This window comes from Paenibacillus eucommiae (genome assembly GCF_017874215.1).
GTDB lineage: Bacteria > Bacillota > Bacilli > Paenibacillales > NBRC-103111 > Paenibacillus_AI > Paenibacillus_AI eucommiae.
Genome location: NZ_JAGGLB010000026.1, coordinates 106,456 through 124,963, shown reverse-complemented (window position 1 = coordinate 124,963; position 18,508 = coordinate 106,456). Strand labels below are relative to the sequence as shown.

General features: G+C 44.0%; 18 protein-coding genes, 1 riboswitch and 1 other annotated feature. Of the genes, 4 read left to right on the top strand and 14 right to left on the bottom strand.

Going from position 1 to position 18,508, the window contains the following annotated elements:
• Window positions 1-268: 268 nt before the first annotated feature.
• A complete protein-coding gene (locus J2Z66_RS29820; protein WP_209976409.1) occupies window positions 269-1,282 on the bottom strand; it encodes a P-loop NTPase family protein in 1,014 nt (337 codons plus the stop codon).
• Window positions 1,283-1,356: 74 nt separating this feature from the next.
• On the bottom strand, window positions 1,357-2,565 hold the full coding sequence (locus J2Z66_RS29815) for an MFS transporter (RefSeq protein ID WP_209976431.1): 1,209 nt from the start codon (window positions 2,563-2,565) through the stop codon (window positions 1,357-1,359).
• Between the two features lie 58 nt (window positions 2,566-2,623).
• Window positions 2,624-2,885 (bottom strand) — a binding site (T-box leader).
• Between the two features lie 252 nt (window positions 2,886-3,137).
• On the opposite strand from J2Z66_RS29815, the gene J2Z66_RS29810 reads away from it, so the two are divergent.
• Entirely contained in the window at window positions 3,138-3,332 is a 195-nt protein-coding gene (locus J2Z66_RS29810) for a DUF6199 family natural product biosynthesis protein (protein WP_209976408.1), read from the top strand.
• A gap of 151 nt (window positions 3,333-3,483) precedes the next feature.
• Here J2Z66_RS29810 and J2Z66_RS29805 read toward each other — a convergent pair whose 3' ends face one another.
• The 3 genes from J2Z66_RS29805 to J2Z66_RS29795 are packed head-to-tail and all read right to left on the bottom strand — an operon-like array spanning window position 3,484 to window position 6,084.
• Window positions 3,484-4,152 (bottom strand): 3-oxoacid CoA-transferase subunit B, encoded by a 669-nt coding sequence (locus J2Z66_RS29805; protein WP_209976407.1) that lies wholly within the window; start codon window positions 4,150-4,152, stop codon window positions 3,484-3,486.
• Between the two features lie 30 nt (window positions 4,153-4,182).
• Window positions 4,183-4,872, bottom strand: coding sequence for a CoA transferase subunit A (locus tag J2Z66_RS29800; protein WP_209976406.1), 690 nt, complete (start codon window positions 4,870-4,872; stop codon window positions 4,183-4,185).
• A gap of 24 nt (window positions 4,873-4,896) precedes the next feature.
• Window positions 4,897-6,084, bottom strand: a complete 1,188-nt coding sequence (locus J2Z66_RS29795) for an acetyl-CoA C-acetyltransferase (protein ID WP_209976405.1) — start codon at window positions 6,082-6,084, stop codon at window positions 4,897-4,899.
• 125 nt (window positions 6,085-6,209) lie between these two features.
• On the opposite strand from J2Z66_RS29795, the gene J2Z66_RS29790 reads away from it, so the two are divergent.
• A complete protein-coding gene (locus J2Z66_RS29790; RefSeq protein ID WP_209976404.1) occupies window positions 6,210-7,127 on the top strand; it encodes a LysR family transcriptional regulator in 918 nt (305 codons plus the stop codon).
• Window positions 7,128-7,154: 27 nt separating this feature from the next.
• Window positions 7,155-7,300, top strand: a riboswitch (cyclic di-AMP (ydaO/yuaA leader).
• A gap of 192 nt (window positions 7,301-7,492) precedes the next feature.
• On the top strand, window positions 7,493-8,683 hold the full coding sequence (locus J2Z66_RS29785; RefSeq protein WP_209976403.1) for a KamA family radical SAM protein: 1,191 nt from the start codon (window positions 7,493-7,495) through the stop codon (window positions 8,681-8,683).
• A gap of 284 nt (window positions 8,684-8,967) precedes the next feature.
• Here the strand turns inward: J2Z66_RS29785 and J2Z66_RS29780 are convergent, their stop codons facing one another.
• From J2Z66_RS29780 to J2Z66_RS29755, 6 genes are all read right to left on the bottom strand, one after another.
• Complete coding sequence (locus J2Z66_RS29780; protein ID WP_209976402.1) at window positions 8,968-9,345, bottom strand: RidA family protein; 378 nt, start codon at window positions 9,343-9,345, stop codon at window positions 8,968-8,970.
• A gap of 36 nt (window positions 9,346-9,381) precedes the next feature.
• Complete coding sequence (locus J2Z66_RS29775; protein ID WP_209976401.1) at window positions 9,382-10,506, bottom strand: hypothetical protein; 1,125 nt, start codon at window positions 10,504-10,506, stop codon at window positions 9,382-9,384.
• Complete coding sequence (locus J2Z66_RS29770; protein ID WP_209976400.1) at window positions 10,506-11,285, bottom strand: creatininase family protein; 780 nt, start codon at window positions 11,283-11,285, stop codon at window positions 10,506-10,508. The genes J2Z66_RS29775 and J2Z66_RS29770 overlap by 1 nt, the downstream gene beginning before the upstream one ends.
• Complete coding sequence (locus J2Z66_RS29765) at window positions 11,282-12,043, bottom strand: SDR family NAD(P)-dependent oxidoreductase (RefSeq protein WP_209976399.1); 762 nt, start codon at window positions 12,041-12,043, stop codon at window positions 11,282-11,284. The genes J2Z66_RS29770 and J2Z66_RS29765 overlap by 4 nt, the downstream gene beginning before the upstream one ends.
• 110 nt (window positions 12,044-12,153) lie before the next feature.
• Entirely contained in the window at window positions 12,154-12,918 is a 765-nt protein-coding gene (locus J2Z66_RS29760; protein WP_209976398.1) for an IclR family transcriptional regulator, read from the bottom strand.
• A 262-nt stretch (window positions 12,919-13,180) separates the two neighbouring features.
• Entirely contained in the window at window positions 13,181-13,633 is a 453-nt protein-coding gene (locus J2Z66_RS29755) for a GNAT family N-acetyltransferase (protein WP_209976397.1), read from the bottom strand.
• Window positions 13,634-13,732: 99 nt separating this feature from the next.
• Between J2Z66_RS29755 and J2Z66_RS29750 the strand changes: the two genes are divergently transcribed.
• The gene (locus J2Z66_RS29750; protein ID WP_209976396.1) at window positions 13,733-14,962 is read left to right on the top strand and encodes an RNA polymerase sigma factor; all 1,230 of its coding nucleotides are present in this window, start codon (window positions 13,733-13,735) and stop codon (window positions 14,960-14,962) included.
• A 742-nt stretch (window positions 14,963-15,704) separates the two neighbouring features.
• Here the strand turns inward: J2Z66_RS29750 and J2Z66_RS29745 are convergent.
• From J2Z66_RS29745 to J2Z66_RS29735, 3 genes are all read right to left on the bottom strand, one after another.
• Window positions 15,705-16,109, bottom strand: coding sequence for a GNAT family N-acetyltransferase (locus J2Z66_RS29745; RefSeq protein WP_376774504.1), 405 nt, complete (start codon window positions 16,107-16,109; stop codon window positions 15,705-15,707).
• Window positions 16,110-16,386: 277 nt separating this feature from the next.
• Window positions 16,387-17,700: an amidohydrolase gene (locus J2Z66_RS29740; RefSeq protein ID WP_209976394.1), complete on the bottom strand. Its 1,314-nt coding sequence runs from the start codon at window positions 17,698-17,700 to the stop codon at window positions 16,387-16,389.
• Window positions 17,701-17,825: 125 nt separating this feature from the next.
• Window positions 17,826-18,491, bottom strand: a complete 666-nt coding sequence (locus tag J2Z66_RS29735) for an MgtC/SapB family protein (protein WP_209976393.1) — start codon at window positions 18,489-18,491, stop codon at window positions 17,826-17,828.
• Between the last annotated feature and the right edge of the window lie 17 nt (window positions 18,492-18,508).

Genomic DNA, 18,508 nt, shown 5'->3' with positions numbered 1-18,508 from the left:
TTAGAATACGAAAGAGACGGGTGCAAACGGGGACAGAACAAATCAAAAACTGCTTACGGACATGAGGTACGTTATCTGCGAGTTTTAAGGTCTTTTTTAGATCTTACGGACATGAGGTACGTTATTAGCCTTGAATGGGGGTAAGTGGGCGCCTTTTTATCCAAATAGGGGCTCTGATGTCCGTTAGCTTTCCTAAATTGGGGGAATTACGGTAAATAAGCTCTCTGATGTCCGTAACGGCTTCTACTTCCCATATGAGCCCCCCTACTTATTTCTTTATAAATTTATAATCAACAGGTCCATCTAATAACACGGGGCCAGTTAAATACATTCGGATACCGTCATCTTCAACGAAACTTACTTGAAACGGCAATGACTGTACCTCGAACACATTTGGTGACTTGGGAATTAGTTTGGACTTTGTCCATACTTGAGGAAGTCCATCTGTAATCAGATTCCCTGATTCGAATTGAATCGAACAAGTTAAGCTTCCGTCGGTCTCGGTCTCTGCCATATAATCTCCGACCAAATGCTGTTGATTTTGTTGATCCATCAGTTGAAGTTGAACCAGCGAAGCTTCATCCCTATGATCTATACCTAAGAACCGGGATATTTCACTGCCATACTGGCTCCAATTTCCTTCTGAGTTATCAATAGCAATTTTAGCACAAATCAAGCCTTGAAAGGCTTCATCTGTAATACCTCGGTAGTCTTGCCAATACGCTACCATACCCTCGAAACCGTTTAATCCACGAGATTTTCCATAGGGAGATTGAGTGGCGGCACGAACAAAATTTTTCTCGGTATCTCCACCTCTTCGCGTACATATTTTTTTAAGTGCTGCTTCAATGTCGTTTTGATAGAAGTAAATAACGTATGGATTCAGTGGTTCGATAATTCGTTCCACCTCTTTGACATATTGCATAATCTCCTGCTTAGGAACCTCAAACGGAAATAAACTCCAGGTCAAGTAACCAAAAAGACAGCTATCCACAATAATAGTATCAGAAGATGACTGTACAGACGCTGCAAATTCGGTCCACCTTTTTAGGGCCATTGCTATAACTTTCCGGTAATTCCCGCAAGATAATTCATCGATAATTTTCTGCATGCTTTTGAGATCATCATAAACGTAAACGGGATGTCCTTGCTCCTCCTCGTACCACCATTTAGTACTGCAACCTCTACGTTGCAATAGATGGGATATCAGTTGCGCAGTTGTAGACTTCCCCGAACCAGGAAGACCCTCAACCATAATCAATTTGGTATTTTGCATGGGCATGCGGGCACACCTCCTTTTTATGTAAAAACCATTAACTCAATAACAGATTCTTTGTTTATTCCCGTTTATATACTTTATTTCCCCTTAACAGGCGGCGTCAGCTTATAATATTGGATCTTCGAAGGTCGCAATATGCATACACATAAAGCAACTCCTAATAAAAGCATAACTAAAACCGCAGCAATTACAACAATCTGGATCGAAAATAACTCAGCGGCGACCCCAAGAATAGCAGTTGTGATGATGATACCTATAGCGAAAAAAAATTCATTCAAACTCCCTACTCTGCCCATTACATCAACGGGAATGTTATTTTGATAAAATGTGGTAAACCCTGTATTTACGAAAGCAAGGAAAAAAGCAAGAACGAAAAACCCAACAGCCGCGATATAAAACGAATCAGAGAAGGCGTAAATGATGTATCCCAGACACACACCTAATGCTCCTACACCGATCATGACTGATATGGCTATTTTCTTAACTATCAGCGTGTTCACCATAGCTCCAACAATAATACCTGCCCCAGCAATACTTACAAGAATCCCGTAGTCACTCTCTGATAAATAAAGCACTAATTGTGCAAAAGAAGCTTCCAGCGAATCCACCGCCGATGCCATTACAACCATCAGACTGCCAAATAAAAAACAAATGATCATAACATAGACATAACTACGATAAAATTGGAACACAATGCTCCAGTCTTTTTTAATTAGCTCTAGTGATATTTTTTTGCCTGGAATGTCGATAGGGGTTCGTTTTTCAAGATTTGGCATCAAATACGTGATTACTCCTGATACAAACAAAGCTACTGCATTAATGTAGATCGCAAATATAGGTGACCCGACTAAAAACAGCAGCCCGGCAATCGCAGGTCCAATTAGAAAAGCACCAGAATTAATTAAACTATTCAACGAGTTAAAACGCGGCCTTTGCTCAGCTGGGATCAGCTTGGTGATGTAAGTTGTAGAGGCTGGACCGAATATGGAACCTGCCATATTTATTAGAATGACAAGGATATAGATGCACCAAATGGAAGAAAACCAAGGGAGCATGCCAATCAATATCGCCCGAAAAACATCGAGAAAGACCATCAGGTTTCGTTTATTTAAACGATCAATCAAGCTGCCTGACCATAAATTTGTAAACAAGGTAGCCAAAGGTCTCGACATATAAAGAGCGGCTACTGCAAGCGGCGAGTGAGTCATATTCAGTACCATTAGATTAAGGGCTATAAAATAAATCCACGCCCCAATATTCGAAACTCCAATTCCGAAAAGCAGCATCGAAGGATATTTCCATGATTTACACAACAAAAAAAATCCCACCCCCAAGACCTATAGTCTTAGGGACGAGATTTGTACATTCGTGGTACCACCCTAGATTTGCTAATATGTCGCCATATTAACCTCTTCAAGTACGGCATCGGCAAAAGAATGCTTATACTCTAGCTCTGTAACAGGAGCTCCTGTCCCACCATCCCCTCATCCGGTTCCGATGTGCTGCTCTGAGGCTTGGTTCAATAAGGAACTCTTTGCTCCTTTTCAACTGCCGGAGCTCTCTGTGAAAGAATCCTTTTATTTACTCTTCTCTTCATCGCATTTTGAATATTATGGATATGTTATCAAATAACGCCATCGGAGTAAAGATATTTTTAAAATATTCTTAAAACGGTACAGCTAAAATCACATTATTTACTCACACATAAATTTGGTTACTACATACAATATTTTACACATATTAGAAACCGTGATATATTTAACATTAGATACACAGGATAATTTTCCCTTATATATCATCTATTATAACAAATGATAGTTGCCGCAGCCAGAAGTGGTAACGGAAAAGGTGGTGTAAAATGCCGATTATTATAGTGTTATCCCTTTTAGGACTTATTGGAATCATTTCTCCTAAAGCTTCTTGGTATATATCGAATTGGTGGAAGTTTGATGGTGATGCAGAGCCAAGCAGGGTTTCATTGTTATTATATAGAATGGGCGGTATCGTATTTCTGATTATCTCCTTTATCATGTACAGATCCATGTATGGATAGAGGATGAGTCTCACCGCCACGCGGGACAGAGCATATTAATCAAACCATAAACCAAAGAAACCTTGAACGAAATATCGCTCAGGTCCCTTAGTTTTTTGCTTAGTCTGTTTAGTCTGTTTAGTTTGTTTAGAGTATAGAGAATAATCAACTGTTAAAAAGCGTCCAGCACTACATCCCCATCCGTCAGAAGAGCCGGCTCGGTCACGCTGATAATATCTTCAACAGTGTAACCGCTCGCTACTTCCACAAGACGCAGGCCTTCCGGGGTGATATCAATAACCGCACGGTCGGTAATAATCCGGTTTACGACCTGCTGCCCTGTTAGGGGGAGACTGCAAGCATGCAAAATTTTCGGCTGTCCATCCTTGTTGACGTGATCCATAATGACAATGATCCGTTTCGCCCCATGCACCAGGTCCATAGCTCCGCCCATACCTTTGACCATTTTGCCGGGAATCATCCAGTTGGCCAGATCTCCTTTTGCGGATACCTCCATGCCCCCGAGTATAGCCAGATCGATATGCCCTCCACGAATCATCGCGAACGATTCAGCGCTATGAAAATAAGCGGAGCCCTTCAGTGCTGTTACAGTTTCCTTGCCAGCATTAATCAAATCAGGATCGACTTCCTCCTCGGTCGGATAGGGCCCGATGCCCAGCAAGCCATTCTCGGATTGCAGCACAACCTGTTTGTCATTGGCAATAAAATTGGCCACCAGCGTCGGAATCCCAATACCTAAATTCACATAAAAGCCGGATTCAATTTCACGCTCCGCCCGCTTGGCAATCCGTTCACGGACGGACATTTTTCCATCGCTCATCTTCAATCTTCCTTTCTATGTGTTTATGTGTTAATTTCTTGTCGTCAATCTTTCGATCCGCTTCTGTTGGTGGCCCACGATCAATTTCTGCACATAAATGCCAGGTGTATGAATGGCCTCCGGGTCCAACGCTCCAACTTCAACGATCTCCTCCACCTCGGCAATCGTGATCTTGCCAGCCGCGGCCATCATCGGATTGAAATTACGTGCTGTTTTGTTATAGACCAGATTCCCCATCGTATCTGCGCGGTAGGCCCGCAGCAGGCTGAAGTCTGCCGTCAGTGCTTCTTCGAGCATATAATCCTTACCGTTAAAGCTGCGGATTTCCCGGCCTTCGGCAATTGGAGTTCCTACTCCTGCTGGAGTAAAGAAAGCCGGAATGCCCGCTCCGCCAGCCCGGATTTTTTCCGCCAGTGTTCCTTGTGGAAGCAGTTGGACCTCAATTTCACCCGATAACACCTGCCGTTCAAACTCTTTGTTTTCCCCGACATAAGAGGCGATTACTTTTTTGATCTGCTTATTGCGCAGCAGCAGTCCAAGCCCCCAATCATCCACACCGCAATTGTTAGAAATAACAGTTAAATCCTTGACTCCTTTTTCCGCCAAAGCGACAATCAAATTCTCCGGAATACCGACAAGTCCAAATCCGCCCACCATTAAAGTAGCGCCGTCTTGAATATCGCGTATGGCTTCTTCGTATGAGGTTAATACCGTCTTCATGCTCAACAGCTCCCTTTCCTTTTATTAAACTCTCTCAACGATTGTGGAAATCCCCTGTCCCCCGCCGATGCATAAAGCTGCAAGACCGTACCGGGCATCTCTGCGTTTCATTTCATGCAGCAGCGTAACCAAAATACGCGCTCCGCTGGCACCGATCGGATGACCAAGCGCAATGGCACCGCCGCTAACATTAAGAATGCCAGGATCAAAATCGAAATGGCTGGCAAAAGCAAGCGACTGTGCAGCAAAAGCTTCATTCGCTTCGATAAGCTGCATATCCGCCATCGTCAGGCCTGCCTTTTCCAGCGCTTTCTTCGCTGCCGGAACAGGTCCGATCCCCATGATGGCCGGATCAACCCCGGCGATTGCGTTCGAGCGGATAACGGCCAGCGGGGTAAGCCCCAATGCTGCCGCCTTTCTCCCGCTCATGATAACAAGCGCGGCAGCGCCGTCATTGATGCCGGAGGCATTGCCGGCGGTCACCGTACCGTCCTTCTTAAAAGCAGGCCGCAGCTTCGCAAGCCCCTCCGGGCTTGTGTCCGGACGCGGATATTCGTCCTGCTCCACACGCAGCGGCTCGCCTCTGCGCTGCGGCACCTCTACCTGGACGATTTCATCCTTAAATCGCCCCTCCGTTATAGCAGCCGCGGCTTTCCTTTGGCTCTCGTAGGCAAATTGATCCTGCTGCTCACGGCTAAGATGATACATGTCGCACACATTCTCAGCCGTTATCCCCATATGATAATCGTTGGTTGCGCACCATAATCCGTCACGGATCATGCTGTCCACCATCGTCTGATCCCCCATCGCAAATCCAGAGCGTGCACCCTTCAATAAATAGGGAGCCTGGCTCATATTTTCCATTCCGCCAGCTACTACGACTTCGCTTTCACCACTGCGGATCGACTGCCAAGCGAGTTGTACAGCTTTGAGTCCGGAGCCGCATACTTTATTAACCGTCATAGCAGGAATTTCCTGCGGGAGACCTGCGGCCAACGCGGCTTGGCGGGCAGGATTTTGCCCTAAACCGGCTTGCAGTACGTTGCCCATAATCACCTCATCAACCTCAGTGAAATCTAGAGCTGCACGGCTGAGTGCGGCTTGTATCGCAATCGCTCCTAATTTTACGGCCGAAATATCCTTAAATACCCCATTAAAGCTGCCGATCGGCGTACGAACGGCGCTGACAATAACAACCTCATCTGCAGGCATGGTTATTCTCTTCCTTTCCTGTTAAGTAAAAAGTTCTTAGGTTTATTTTACTATGAGCGCTTTCATTGGTAAAATACATAAATAGAATACTTTATATGAATAAAAGTTATATATAGGAGGACTCCATGGATGTACGGCAGTTAAGCTACTTTTTGGAGGTAGCTGAGCAAGCAAGCTTTTCCAAAGCAGGACACAATCTGCACCTCTCCCAGCCCACTTTAAGTAAAATGGTCAAAAGCCTGGAGGAAGAGCTCGATGTGCTCTTGTTCGACCGCTCGACCCGCCGCATTCATTTGACCGACGCCGGAGAAGTCGTGCAGGCTCATGCGCAAATTATTATGAAAGCACTGGAAAACCTTCGTTTCGCCCTGACAGATGTAAAGGAAATGAAGAAAGGGAAGTTTACTCTCGGCCTCCCCCCCGTTATTGGCGCAAGCTTTTTCCCGAAAATTATCGCCGGATTTCATAAGCAATACCCGCAGATCACGATTCAACTCGTCGAAGAAGGAGGTAAATTAATCGAGCAATCTTTGCTGGAGGGCAGCATTGACCTCGGGGTTACCGTGCTGCCCGTCGATGAAGAACTGTTTGAAGTCGTGCCGCTGGTACAGCGAGAGCTTATGCTAGTTCTCAATGCCAAGCACCCTCTTGCAGAGAGCAGCCAAATTTCTTTACTCGACTTGCAAAAAGAATCGTTTATTTTGTTCCGCAAAGGCTTTGCCCTGCACGATAGGGTGCGTGAAGCATGCGTTCGCAACGGTTTTGAACCGAATGTGACCTATGAAAGCACACAGTGGGATATGATTAGCGAAATGGTCGCGGCCGATCTGGGCATCTCACTTTTGCCAGAAACCATTTGCAAGAAGCTGGACGCTTCCCAAATTAGCGCTATTCGCATGAATGAGCCCAAGGTTCATTGGAATTTGGCCATCATATGGCGCAAACATCAATATCTTTCCCATGCTTCCCGGGGCTGGATCCGCTTTGTCCGGGACAGCTTTGAACCGGAATACCCCAAATCCCAATTAAACCCAGATTTATAATTGACATATTTCTGCTCTGTAAGGTATACTTGGTTTACGCTTAATTTGTGATCGGATGACCACAAAGCGGGGGAACCATTAGTATCAGGGGCGAATCGTTGTTCATGTAGAACCGTAGGGAACCATCTTCCCGAGTCCGTCAGCTAACCTCGTCAGCAGTAGATGGGTCAATCTTTTGGTATTTAATACTGAATTTTTACTGACCCTATTGAACAGGGTCTTTTTGTGTTATTTGGGCCCTGTTTCGCAGAAGCTTAATCCGCTTCTGCTTGCTATGGGGTCTTTTTTGCAGCCAAAAGATCGATCACATTAAAGCGTCAAAGCGTTAATTATTAGTAGTACACAAAAACTAGGGAGGAATGCACATGGCCCAGCCAAAGTATATTACTGATATCGACAAAATCACCAACATACCTGAAGAGGAAAGGAAACGTTTAAAGCAGATTACGGAAAAATTTGTTTTTCGGGTAAACGACTATTATTTACAATTAATCAATTGGAATGATCCCCTCGATCCCATTAAGAAGCTCGTTATTCCTAACGAAGGAGAACTAGAGGAATATGGACGCTGGGATGCCTCGGATGAGGACACTAATTATGTAGTTCCAGGCTGCCAGCACAAATATCGGACGACAGCACTGTTAATTGTATCCGAGGTTTGTGGTGCCTATTGCCGCTACTGCTTCCGGAAGCGTCTTTTCCGAAACGATGTGAAAGAAGCTTTAATGGATGTCGAGCCAGGACTCAATTACATTGCAGAGCATCCGGAAATCAACAATGTTCTGTTGACTGGCGGAGACAGCCTGCTGCTTGCCACCCCGAAGCTGCGCATGATCTTTGAAAGATTGCGTGAAATCGAGCATGTGAAGATCATTCGGCTGGGATCCAAGATGCCTGTGTTCAACCCCATGCGAATTTATGAAGACGAGGAGCTCCTCGAAACGATTCGCGAATTTTCTTCTCCCGAACAACGTATTTATGTGATGGCCCATATCAATCACCCGCGTGAAATTACACCAGAAGCCAAACGGGGATTTGACGCACTGCACAAGGCAGGCGCGATCGTCGTCAACCAAACTCCTGTGCTTAAAGGCATCAACGACGATCCCAAAGTGCTCGGTGAGCTGCTCGATAAGCTATCCTGGGCTGGAGTCACACCCTATTATTTCTTCATTAACCGCCCCGTTGCCGGAAATTATGAATTTGTTCTCCCTCTGGAGAAAGTGTATAACCTTGTTGAAGAAGCCAAAGCAAGAACATCTGGCCTCGGTAAAAGAGTACGCTTATCGATGAGTCATACATCAGGGAAAATCGAAATATTAGCCATCGAGAATGGCAAGGCTTATCTGAAATATCATCAATCCCGCGATAACGAGTATGGCAAGTTCATGATCCTGGATTGCCCCGAGGATGCGGCTTGGTTCGATGATTTGCTTGGAAACGAGGTCCACTGGGTTAAACCAGATAAGAAAACGGATAAAGTCGTTTCCGTCAATGAGCTTCCTGATATGCCAGTGAGGAAAACTAGGAAAGAAAAAATCGAAGAGCCGGCTTAGGCAAGGTTAGGGACAAAAATATCCAGCATTCCCTCCAAATAAATAAGCTGAAAATAGCGTAGTTTACAAGAAATCCCCCCTTTTTTGCCTAGCTGCTTTCCTTATCTACTTTCCTTTCTGCCCGCCAGCCAAGCCAACGCTTCCAGCTTCCGATTTTTCGCCGCGCTCATCTATATGTATAATAGACGTACTTCCCGATAAACAGGAAAGAAAGCTATCATTCATTTACGAATAAGATAGCTTTCTTTCTGCCTGGGAATGTATTCATTTTTTAGAAGTTCAGTTTATAAGGGCCTGCGTACAGCGATCGCGTCTATCTCAACTAATAAATCATAATTCAAATCACAATAAATCGCAGTACGTGCAGGAAATGGAGCATTGAAGAAAGTTCTGTACGTGTCATTGAATCTGGTATACAGATTGCGATCAGTCAGATAGATGTTTGTCTTGACGATATGCTCCATACCCAAACCTTGGGATGCGAGTATCCTACGGATGTTCTCCATCGTGGCTATAGTCTGCGATTCGATATCGGAGCCAACGATTTCACCCGTCTCCACATCGATTCCGCCCTGCCCTGAAACATAGATCACACCTTCAGTTTCAAAGGCACTGGAAAAAGGCAAATCGGTTAAAGTTTCTGGTGCAATCCGCTCATTCATACTCAAAATATCCTCCATTATGCTCTCAGCTATTCTTTATGATCCAGAGTAGCTTTCATTGGCTAGCTCTGGTGTTTCTATCCGCTTACCTTGTTGATGCAAGGAATCCATGCCGTAGTTAATTAATGCGCTAGAAAATAATACGCGCTTGGCCGGAAACGGCTCTACTCCTGTAATGATGAAATCTTCGATCATTCGTGTTAAAGTTGCAAAGTGCCCGAACGGACGCTGCAGCTCGCTCTCACAAATAGCTGCGACTATGTCGCCTGTGCTGCGGCGGAATGCAAAGCCCCATTGCTCCACCCAGTTCGGATGCTGAATGACATAACCTTTGGTTCCATCCACATATTCTACGACAAAAAGCACCATAAGATCATCTTTATGCTTGGCATACAGGGAGCCGGAAGGATCATATACAGCGCATGCCTTCTCGATCAGCTCTGCCGGGTAATCTTCCACGGTTTCCCCTAATCGTTCTCCTTTAAAAGCCTGCACAGACCGAACGCCCGTTTCTCCGCCAGCCCGCTTCTCCGCAATGGATTGCAGTGTCTCCAGACCGTGATACCCATAGGCTTCATACTCGGTCGAATAGCTGATCACCAATAATTGTTCGGCATCCTCCAAAAGCTGCAGGTCGAAAGCCGGTACATACGGGCAATGCGGAATCGAAGACCCGGCAAAAAATGGAATATTCCGCTTCTGCACCTCATTATACATCCAAAACGTGTCTTCAATATTGTAAGATAAGTGCTTATCCGAAAAGATAGGAATATTCAATTGCAAATCATCCAAGGCTTGTAACACTTCATCCAGTAAACGCCGGCGCGGATAGCTTTTGCAGCCCCGTTCATCCAGAGGATATTCCCCGTGCTCACCGATGATAATCACACCATCAAGCCCGCCTTTGGAATAAGGGACTTTGATGGCTTCTTCAATTCTCGCATAGATCGGGACGTCGCACCGCGCAGCTTCTTCTACGCTCATGTCGTTATCCGGAACCTGATCTGTGTAAAGCGAAACCACTTCAACCCTTGGTACATAATCAAGATCACCCAGTAATCTGCCTAGAATAACATCGGCATGGGAATTGAATCTATACTCTGTGACAATAACAGCGACTCTCTTGGCATTACCCTTAGGAATGGAGTGCTTGGCGGTCATTACACTTCACGTCCCTTTTCCATAGCTTGTACGACACTTACTAACCAATCAGCTACACTGTTAGCAATAGCAGCCAGATAAACTTTGCCCAGTTCGGCGGTCGCTTTGTTTGGAGCATCGGTGTAGCCGTCGTAGCCAGTCAGCTCCTGATGCTTCCCGATAAACGTTCCAGGCAGACCAGAATTGAGCCATTCTCTCATCACATGCGTTGTATTAATAAGGTCAGTACGTACCAGCTCTGGTTTCAGCGCCATAATGGCAGCCGTCTCAAAACCGCCAGCGTGTCCTGGAACCATACCAACTTCAGCCGCGTTAACATCGCTTAATGCCGCGCGTGATACACTCCAATAAGCGGTAGATGCTACCCATATTGGATGATTAACAGCCAGATCGTTTGCCGTCTGGACCATAATCGGATCATTGCCTCCATGACCGTTAACAAAAATAATTTTCTTAAAGCCGTCTTTAACTAAGCTTTCTCCAATATCCCTAAGCATCTGCAAATACGTAGCAGAAGTGAAGGAAAGTGTGCCTCCGTAGGAAAGGTGATGCTGGGAACAACCAATTGTAAGTACCGGAGCCATCAACAAGGGAACTGTACCGGCAGCTTTACGAACCGCTTCAGTTACAATATGCTCGCAAATCAAGCTGTCAGTAAACACAGGCAAGTGGGGTCCGTGCTGCTCTGTTGCTGCAAGTGGAATGACAACTGCGTACCCGGCAGCGGCTTTCTCTGAAATTTCTTCCCGCGTATTATAATGTAGTAGTATATCCTTCATATTCCCAATCCTCCATTTACTGGATACATCGAACCCGTCACATAGGAAGCAGCATCTGAAAGCAGAAAGGCTGCCACCTCGTTGATCTCATTCGGTGTTCCGCTTCTTCCAATCAATGTGGTCTTCTTCATAGTATCGAAGTGCTCCTGCGACATGGTTGCATATACCTGCTCGTTCTTGAAATCACCGGGAACAACGGCATTAGCACGGATCCCATGCTCCGCATATTCAACGGCAATAATTCGTGTCAAATGCTCTACTCCCGCCTTGGCCGCACCATAACCGGCATTATGCGACATGGCTATTTTTCCTCCCAAAATCGAGGATACGTTAACAATGGAGCCACCGCCAGAAGCGATCATCAGCTCCGCGGCATATTTGCATACGAGAAATGTGCTGGTTAAAGTTCCTGTAATGGAAGCCTCCCATTCCTCCAGGGATAAATTCGCAATATCCCCCCAAGCATTGATATATACATTATGATAAGACCCATTCAGTCTGCCAAAATACTTGTTAATTTGCGCCATCACTGCCTTAACCTGATCTTCTTTCATAAAATCCGCTTCTACATAAATCAGGCGGTTGCTGCCATATTGCTTCTGCAAATCTTCCAAATCAGGGAAATGTTCCACAGTTTTGATATCACTTGCAGCAACTAAAGCACCTTTGTCTAAAAACAACTCGATAGCCGCACGTCCGGCAGCACCTAATGCACCAGTAATCAGAATCACTTTGTCTTGTAGCTGTAAAGAACCCACAGTTGTTCTCTCCCTTTACGTATGTGAATTAATTTCACGATATAGCACTTTCATAGTAAATATTTATTCAGGGAAAGTCAACCTTTATTTACAACTCCATTACAACTCCATTACCCGTACACTTTTCGGCTAAGCTCTGAGCTCGCACGCTCGATCCAATCATGTATTCTAGACCATAACTCATCTGTAATCCTAACCACCGGAATTGAAATACTAATGGAGGCTACGACCTTTTGCTCCGCATCAAATACCGCTGCAGCTACACAGTGAACTCCCGTTACGGTTTCCCCCATATTGTAACCAATGCCGCGGCTCTTGACTTTCTCAAGCTCCTCTAGCAGCTCGGTTAGAGTACCAATCGTCTTATCTGTAATCTTCTCCAATTGTTCAGTTGGATAGAGCTCCAGCAGTTCTTCCTTAGTCATATGGGCCAGAAATATTTTGCCGGATGCAGTCGCATGAAGCGGTGGTGTTTCTCCTTGATTCGGAGTATAACGAAGCCCTTGCGTGCTTATTTTCTCTCCAATATAATGAAGCTGGCTTCCGCTTCGGATCGCTAAGCTTACAGTCTCATTAAGGTCAAAGGCGATTTTCTCCGCTACTTGATAGAACTCTTCGCTCAAGCTGGTGCCCTGGCTGTATCTATTCTGAATCATAAAAAGCTTGTACCCGATCCTGAACTGCTTACCTGATTTATCGACCTCAAGGTATCCGCGCTTTAGCATATTTTGAAGCAGAAGATACGTACTGCTCGGCGGCATATTTAAATTTTTGGAAATCTCCGTTAAATTGTAGGATTCTGTCCCCCCGGTAAATAGCTCGAATATATCAAGCACCCGGTCTGCAGATTTCACCTTATGTGATTGTTGTTCCAAATCTACTCACCCTTTTCAAAAAAAGTATTCACTTATATGAATTTGTAGGCTCATTGTATACGATTTCATAAACTTTGTCTATGTAACTCTAGAACGAATTCAGGGCATTTTCATTGGAAAATGAAGTTTTTTTTTCAAAGCACTATATTTCCAATTTGAGCTCACAATTAATCATTCTACATAAAGATTAGCAATCCCGATAGATATTAAATAAGTATATTTAAAAAATGCTCAGTGAATATGGAATTTGCTGCTCATTTGCTCATAAATCTTGCGATAAACGTATCATATCCACGACCTGTATCCCATTTTCAAAAATTTCTTCATTATAGTGTCTAATAAAGAAGTCCCTGTCCACTCCAATGATTCTGAACCCACATTTCTGATAGAGCGCAAGCTGCCCTATACTTGAATTTCCAGTACCGATTTCAATCGTCTTAAAACCGCGCAGCTTTGCCTGTTCAATAGCATGGTTGACCAGTTGTTTGCCTATTCCTTTGCCCTGTTGCTGTTCATCAACTGCTATATTGACTAATTCAACCGTCTCAGGTCTTGTTTGCAGCAGCACATAGACACCAATTACACGGCTATCTGCTTCAGCTACAAAGCATTGCCCTCTTTGGGTATATTCTTCAACTAGCTTCTGCGAAGGGTCCGCCAATAACAGTAACTCCATTGGAAATTGTTCATTTGCATGCAGCTTACGTATTTCCACGTGTATATCTCCTTGCCAAAAAAGAATTTTTTACTTGATGTGGCTTTTTATCGCTCTGCGGTGTCTAATGATGTGTAGGGTCTAGAGGAGGTTCTTACAATGTCTGGAGCTCAAGATAAAAGCCCTGTTTATCCGGATGAGCAGGGAAGCATTGCAAAATTTGAAGTCAGTTATGATCAATACCGCGAAAGAATCTGCAAATATATCTCGTTAAAAGTAAACCCGATGATTGCGGAGGACTTAACACAGCAAGTTTTCTTAAAAGCCATGGAACACATTCATACCTTCAAAGAAAATTCCAGTTTATTCACTTGGATTTTCAAAATTGCCCAGAATACCGTTAAAAATGAATGGCGAAGCTTAGCACGAAAAAAAGAAATCCCCTATGACTTTACAGATTATGAATCACAGTCCATTTCTTTGGATTTTGCCAAGTATGTTGAAATTCGTATTGATATTAGCTCTGCACTACAAAAACTAAATGAGCTGGACCAACAAATTATTGCATTGCGCTTTTTTGTAGATTGTACCTTACTGGAAATCTCCAAAATTGTGGATATGCGCGAGAGTGCGGTAAAGAACAGATTGTACCGCTCCTTGGAAAAATTAAGAAGTGAATTAAAAGAATGGGGTGACATTACTATTATGTCTATACAAGATAGGATATCCATTGTAAATAAAAGTGATGCCAACGACAAGAACGATAGTCTTACGAAGGTGCATCAGGACTTATTTAATGAACTAAAAAATAATGTTGAGCGCATTTCATCCAAATATAATCACCAGCCCTCGACAAAAATTATTGTTGAAATATATCCAGATCTTCCGACTTTCCATCAGGCTGTGGGAGAAGCAGACGCACCTAATTGGTTTATGGGTACTTATAAGGAAAACAAATTAAAAATTGTTTCTCCTCTGAATCCGGGACCTGAGCATACGTATGAATCCATTCTTAAATCCACTGTCCATCTGTTTACGATGTGGTTAATCAGCGACATCAATCCCCATGCTCCCAAATGGATGCGTCAGGGCATAGGCGGATATGAATGCAAACAAATGAGCGAGGCATATATAAAAAATACGACTTCAGATACCATCCACAATCTTGTGATCCCAACTTTTCAGGAATTAAATAACGATACGTGGGATTTTGGAACAATGAAAGGATTTCAGTTTTCTTATTTGATTGTGGAATTCATCATTGATAAATACGGTTATGATGCATTAAACAAGCTTATCAGGAAGCCCACTGATTTCAACGAAATCTTTCAGCATACTGAGTTAGAGCTGTATGAGCAGTGGGTTCAGTATTTGAGGAATAAACACTAATCAGTCTGATCTTTTAATCCCAGCTATATAAATTTTAGCAGAACAAATGTTTGTGAGCAATAGAATTCTTTCAACTTCTTGGGCGTCCTTTGAGGAGCTTGTTCGTGACGTTGGTGCATGGAGGGAGAGAATGGCTGTGGGCTCCAGCCGCTGTTAAAGATTTGTTTCCTTAAAGGCGGACGCTATCACTCTTCCACCCACAGCCATTCCCTCTTCTCAGCTATAATCGTACGAACACCAAGCACAAACGGACAGCCAACAAGGATTTTTCTCTTGACCGGAGGAGATTTCTTAGCGAGCTCAGACACTGGGGATAGAGAGCGAGAGGAATCTGCCTGGATATGATAGGATGCGCGAAGATTTGTGAAGATACGTGTAGATGCGTGTACATACGTGAGAATCTGCTGGGATATGAGAAGATACTTGAAGATAATTGAGGCTATCCTACTTTAACGATGTTTTTCATCGTTAAATGAACGAGATCATCCCCACATACTACTTTAACAATGAAAAACATCGTTAAAATCCCTTTTTACCACCCACTGTGGCCATCCGTGCTCATTTAGCGATGAAAAACATCATTAACGTAGCTGAATGACCTGGAAACACTCTTTTAACGATGAAAAACATCGCTAAAGCACCCACTCCATTCGGGGAAGCACTTAACTTGCTAATTTGTTAGAAAAAGGGCTGCCAAACGGCAGCCTTTTCTGATATATGCACTCATTGTCCATTTTTCCAATCACCGCGGTCTTCTATTCATAAAACGTTCCGTATTCCTAATAAAACCATACTGTTCATACAGTTCATGAGCATCCAAGGTACCCAGCAGGCCCATCATTCCTTCATATTGTTCTGTTATAATTTCAACTAGCTTCTTCCCTAGCCCCTTGCCCCTATAATCTTCATCAATGAAAACATCACACAGGTAATAAATCGTGGCCCAATCCGTTACTATTCGAGCGTAACCAACCTGCTTATCTCCAAGATAAATACCATAACAAATCGAATTATGAATTGATTTTATGGTTGTTTCCACTGGCCTCTGGTTAGCCCAATAGCTCCTGGAAAGAAAATCACAAATCGTCTCGATCTTCAGTAGTGACTTATCATCACTAATTATAAAATCACCATAAGCCTGTTCCACACCCATCACATCCTTGGATAATAGTTGGAACGATTATATAACTGACTATTCATCCAGTCAACATCAACATTTTCATCTATATTTTCGTCTATATTTCCGTCGAAATTCCCGCTCCTTTGCCCAGCATCCATCCGCCGCGGCAGCAGAAAAACGATTTATATTCCAAACCAGCCAATCATTTTAGCGGTCATCTCAGCTGCAATATGTTCATTGCGTTTGGCAAGCCAATTAGCTAGAGGTGATAAAATAAATCCTTCCAGATCCTTCTCAGCCTCTACTATATCCCCTCCACAATCCGTTTCGCACGAGTAGATACTTGTTTCAACAGCTCTTCTTCGTCGATTGTAACTAACTTCCGGTTTTGCATGAGCACTTTGCCATTGACGATCGTTGTATCCACGTCTGCTCCATTCACGCTATAAGCAAGCAGCGACTCGATATGATGAACAGGCTGTAAATGCGGTTTGTTCATATCAATGAGAATGATGTCCGCTTTTTTCCCAACTTCTAGAGTCCCTACTTGATGATCTATTTTCAATAGCTTAGCGCTTCCGATTGTTGCCATACGCAGAACTTGGCTGGCGGGAAGTACGGTTGGATCGCCATAATCTAATTTCTGCAGCCAAGCAGCGGCTTTTATCTCCTCGAACATATCGATCGTTGTGGCGCTTCCTGATCCGTCCGTTCCGATACCCACGCCGATACCCTGGTTCATCATTTCAGAAACAGGTGCAATCCCACACCCGAGCTTCAAATTACTTACAGGATTATGGGATACACCTCCTCTCATTCCCTTCAACAAACCGATATCGCGGCGGTTCACATGCACACTATGGGCCAAGAGAACATGAGACTTTTCAAAAAGACCGGCTTGATACAAATACTCTGTCGGGGTCTGATTGTATTTGTCCCGAATCTTGATAACTTCTTCCTTTGTTTCGGCCAAATGAATGTGGATAGGCAGGTTCATTTCTTCTGCTATTTTTATTATTTCCTTCAAAGGCTCCGGTGGACAAGTGTAGGGTGCATGCGGACCCAACATGGTTGAAATCGTGCCACCCGCTTTTCCATTCCAACGTTCAACCAATTCAAGTGCTTCTGTGAGCCGTTTGCCCCCATCATCCTGAAGAAACACCATCCCTCTCGCCAATGAAGCCCGCATCCCAACCTCAACGACAGCTGAAGCAATTTCATTCATATGGATATACATATCGGCAAAAGCCGTAGTTCCTGACTTAATCATTTCTGCCATCGAGAGCTTAGCTCCCCAAAATATATCTTCAGGCGTCATTCTTGCCTCAGCGGGCAGCATTTTTTGATCCAGCCAATCCATTAATTTCAGATCATCCGAGAAACCCTTCAATAAACTCATCGGGGTATGCTGATGGGCATTAATAAGTCCAGGCATTGCAAGCATGCCTCGACCTTCAATAACCTTGTCTACATCGTCGGTAATGGCATGCCCCAGCTTCTGGATCGTATCCCCCTCAATGAGGATATCTCCAAATTTCTCTCCAAATCTATGTCCGTTAATGGGACTGGTCTCACCGGTTAGGCTAAGGATGACGACATTCTTGATTAATGTTTTCATAAAAAAAACCTCCTGCTATCGTTTGATAATTGGAGGATAAACTATGACTTAAGGTTAAGGTCAACATTTTTCTTGATCTGTATAGCTCAGTTCACTATCTAGCGAAGGTTGTTACCCAATGTGGCCTACTGAACCTCAAGCATATTAACAAACGGAAGCTTTTGAATGAGAGGCAATAATTGATCAACTTCAAAGGCTGCAGGAAGCTTGATCGTAATCTCCATAAGGATTTCTGAAGTCCCATTCCGTTTTTCCACATGAAAATTTAGAATGGAAATGCCCTCTTCTTTAAGCAATTTTTGAATACAGGTGACTGAGTCAGGTTCATTATTTATACGAATTGATAACTGCTCGGTTTTTGGAGGGGATAGCCAGCCAATTCGATTATGCAATAGCTTTTGGGCAACCAGGATGAGAACTGTAACACCTACACCCACTATATAAAGATCAGAACCTATAGCCATACCGATTCCCGCTGTTGCCCATATACCTGCAGCCGTTGTCAGGCCTTTCACCGTTTGCCGCTGCATGAATATCATACCCGCTCCCAGAAAACCGACTCCACTAACCACTTGGGCCGCGATCCGTGAAGGGTCTAGAGCAATACCTTCCCTGCCTAACACATCTTGAAAACCATATTTGGAAATAATCATCATAAGAGATGCGCCAATAGCAACTACAAAATGAGTTCTTATCCCAGCCTCCTTCATTCGGCTTTTGCGCTCATACCCGATAAGAATACCGCAAAAACCAGCTAAAACTACACGCAATAAGAAATCATACTGCATCATAATTCGCCTCCTAATCG

Coding starts and splice junctions, on each gene's coding strand:
- J2Z66_RS29810 (WP_209976408.1), top strand. CDS start 3,138: ATGCCGATTATTATAGTGTTATCCCTTTTAGGACTTATTGGAATCATT.
- J2Z66_RS29820 (WP_209976409.1), bottom strand. CDS start 1,282: ATGCCCATGCAAAATACCAAATTGATTATGGTTGAGGGTCTTCCTGGT.
- J2Z66_RS29740 (WP_209976394.1), bottom strand. CDS start 17,700: ATGAAAACATTAATCAAGAATGTCGTCATCCTTAGCCTAACCGGTGAG.
- J2Z66_RS29770 (WP_209976400.1), bottom strand. CDS start 11,285: ATGAAGGATATACTACTACATTATAATACGCGGGAAGAAATTTCAGAG.
- J2Z66_RS29750 (WP_209976396.1), top strand. CDS start 13,733: ATGTCTGGAGCTCAAGATAAAAGCCCTGTTTATCCGGATGAGCAGGGA.
- J2Z66_RS29780 (WP_209976402.1), bottom strand. CDS start 9,345: ATGAATGAGCGGATTGCACCAGAAACTTTAACCGATTTGCCTTTTTCC.
- J2Z66_RS29775 (WP_209976401.1), bottom strand. CDS start 10,506: ATGACCGCCAAGCACTCCATTCCTAAGGGTAATGCCAAGAGAGTCGCT.
- J2Z66_RS29785 (WP_209976403.1), top strand. CDS start 7,493: ATGGCCCAGCCAAAGTATATTACTGATATCGACAAAATCACCAACATA.
- J2Z66_RS29800 (WP_209976406.1), bottom strand. CDS start 4,872: ATGAAGACGGTATTAACCTCATACGAAGAAGCCATACGCGATATTCAA.
- J2Z66_RS29805 (WP_209976407.1), bottom strand. CDS start 4,152: ATGAGCGATGGAAAAATGTCCGTCCGTGAACGGATTGCCAAGCGGGCG.
- J2Z66_RS29735 (WP_209976393.1), bottom strand. CDS start 18,491: ATGATGCAGTATGATTTCTTATTGCGTGTAGTTTTAGCTGGTTTTTGC.
- J2Z66_RS29815 (WP_209976431.1), bottom strand. CDS start 2,565: ATGCTGCTTTTCGGAATTGGAGTTTCGAATATTGGGGCGTGGATTTAT.
- J2Z66_RS29795 (WP_209976405.1), bottom strand. CDS start 6,084: ATGCCTGCAGATGAGGTTGTTATTGTCAGCGCCGTTCGTACGCCGATC.
- J2Z66_RS29790 (WP_209976404.1), top strand. CDS start 6,210: ATGGATGTACGGCAGTTAAGCTACTTTTTGGAGGTAGCTGAGCAAGCA.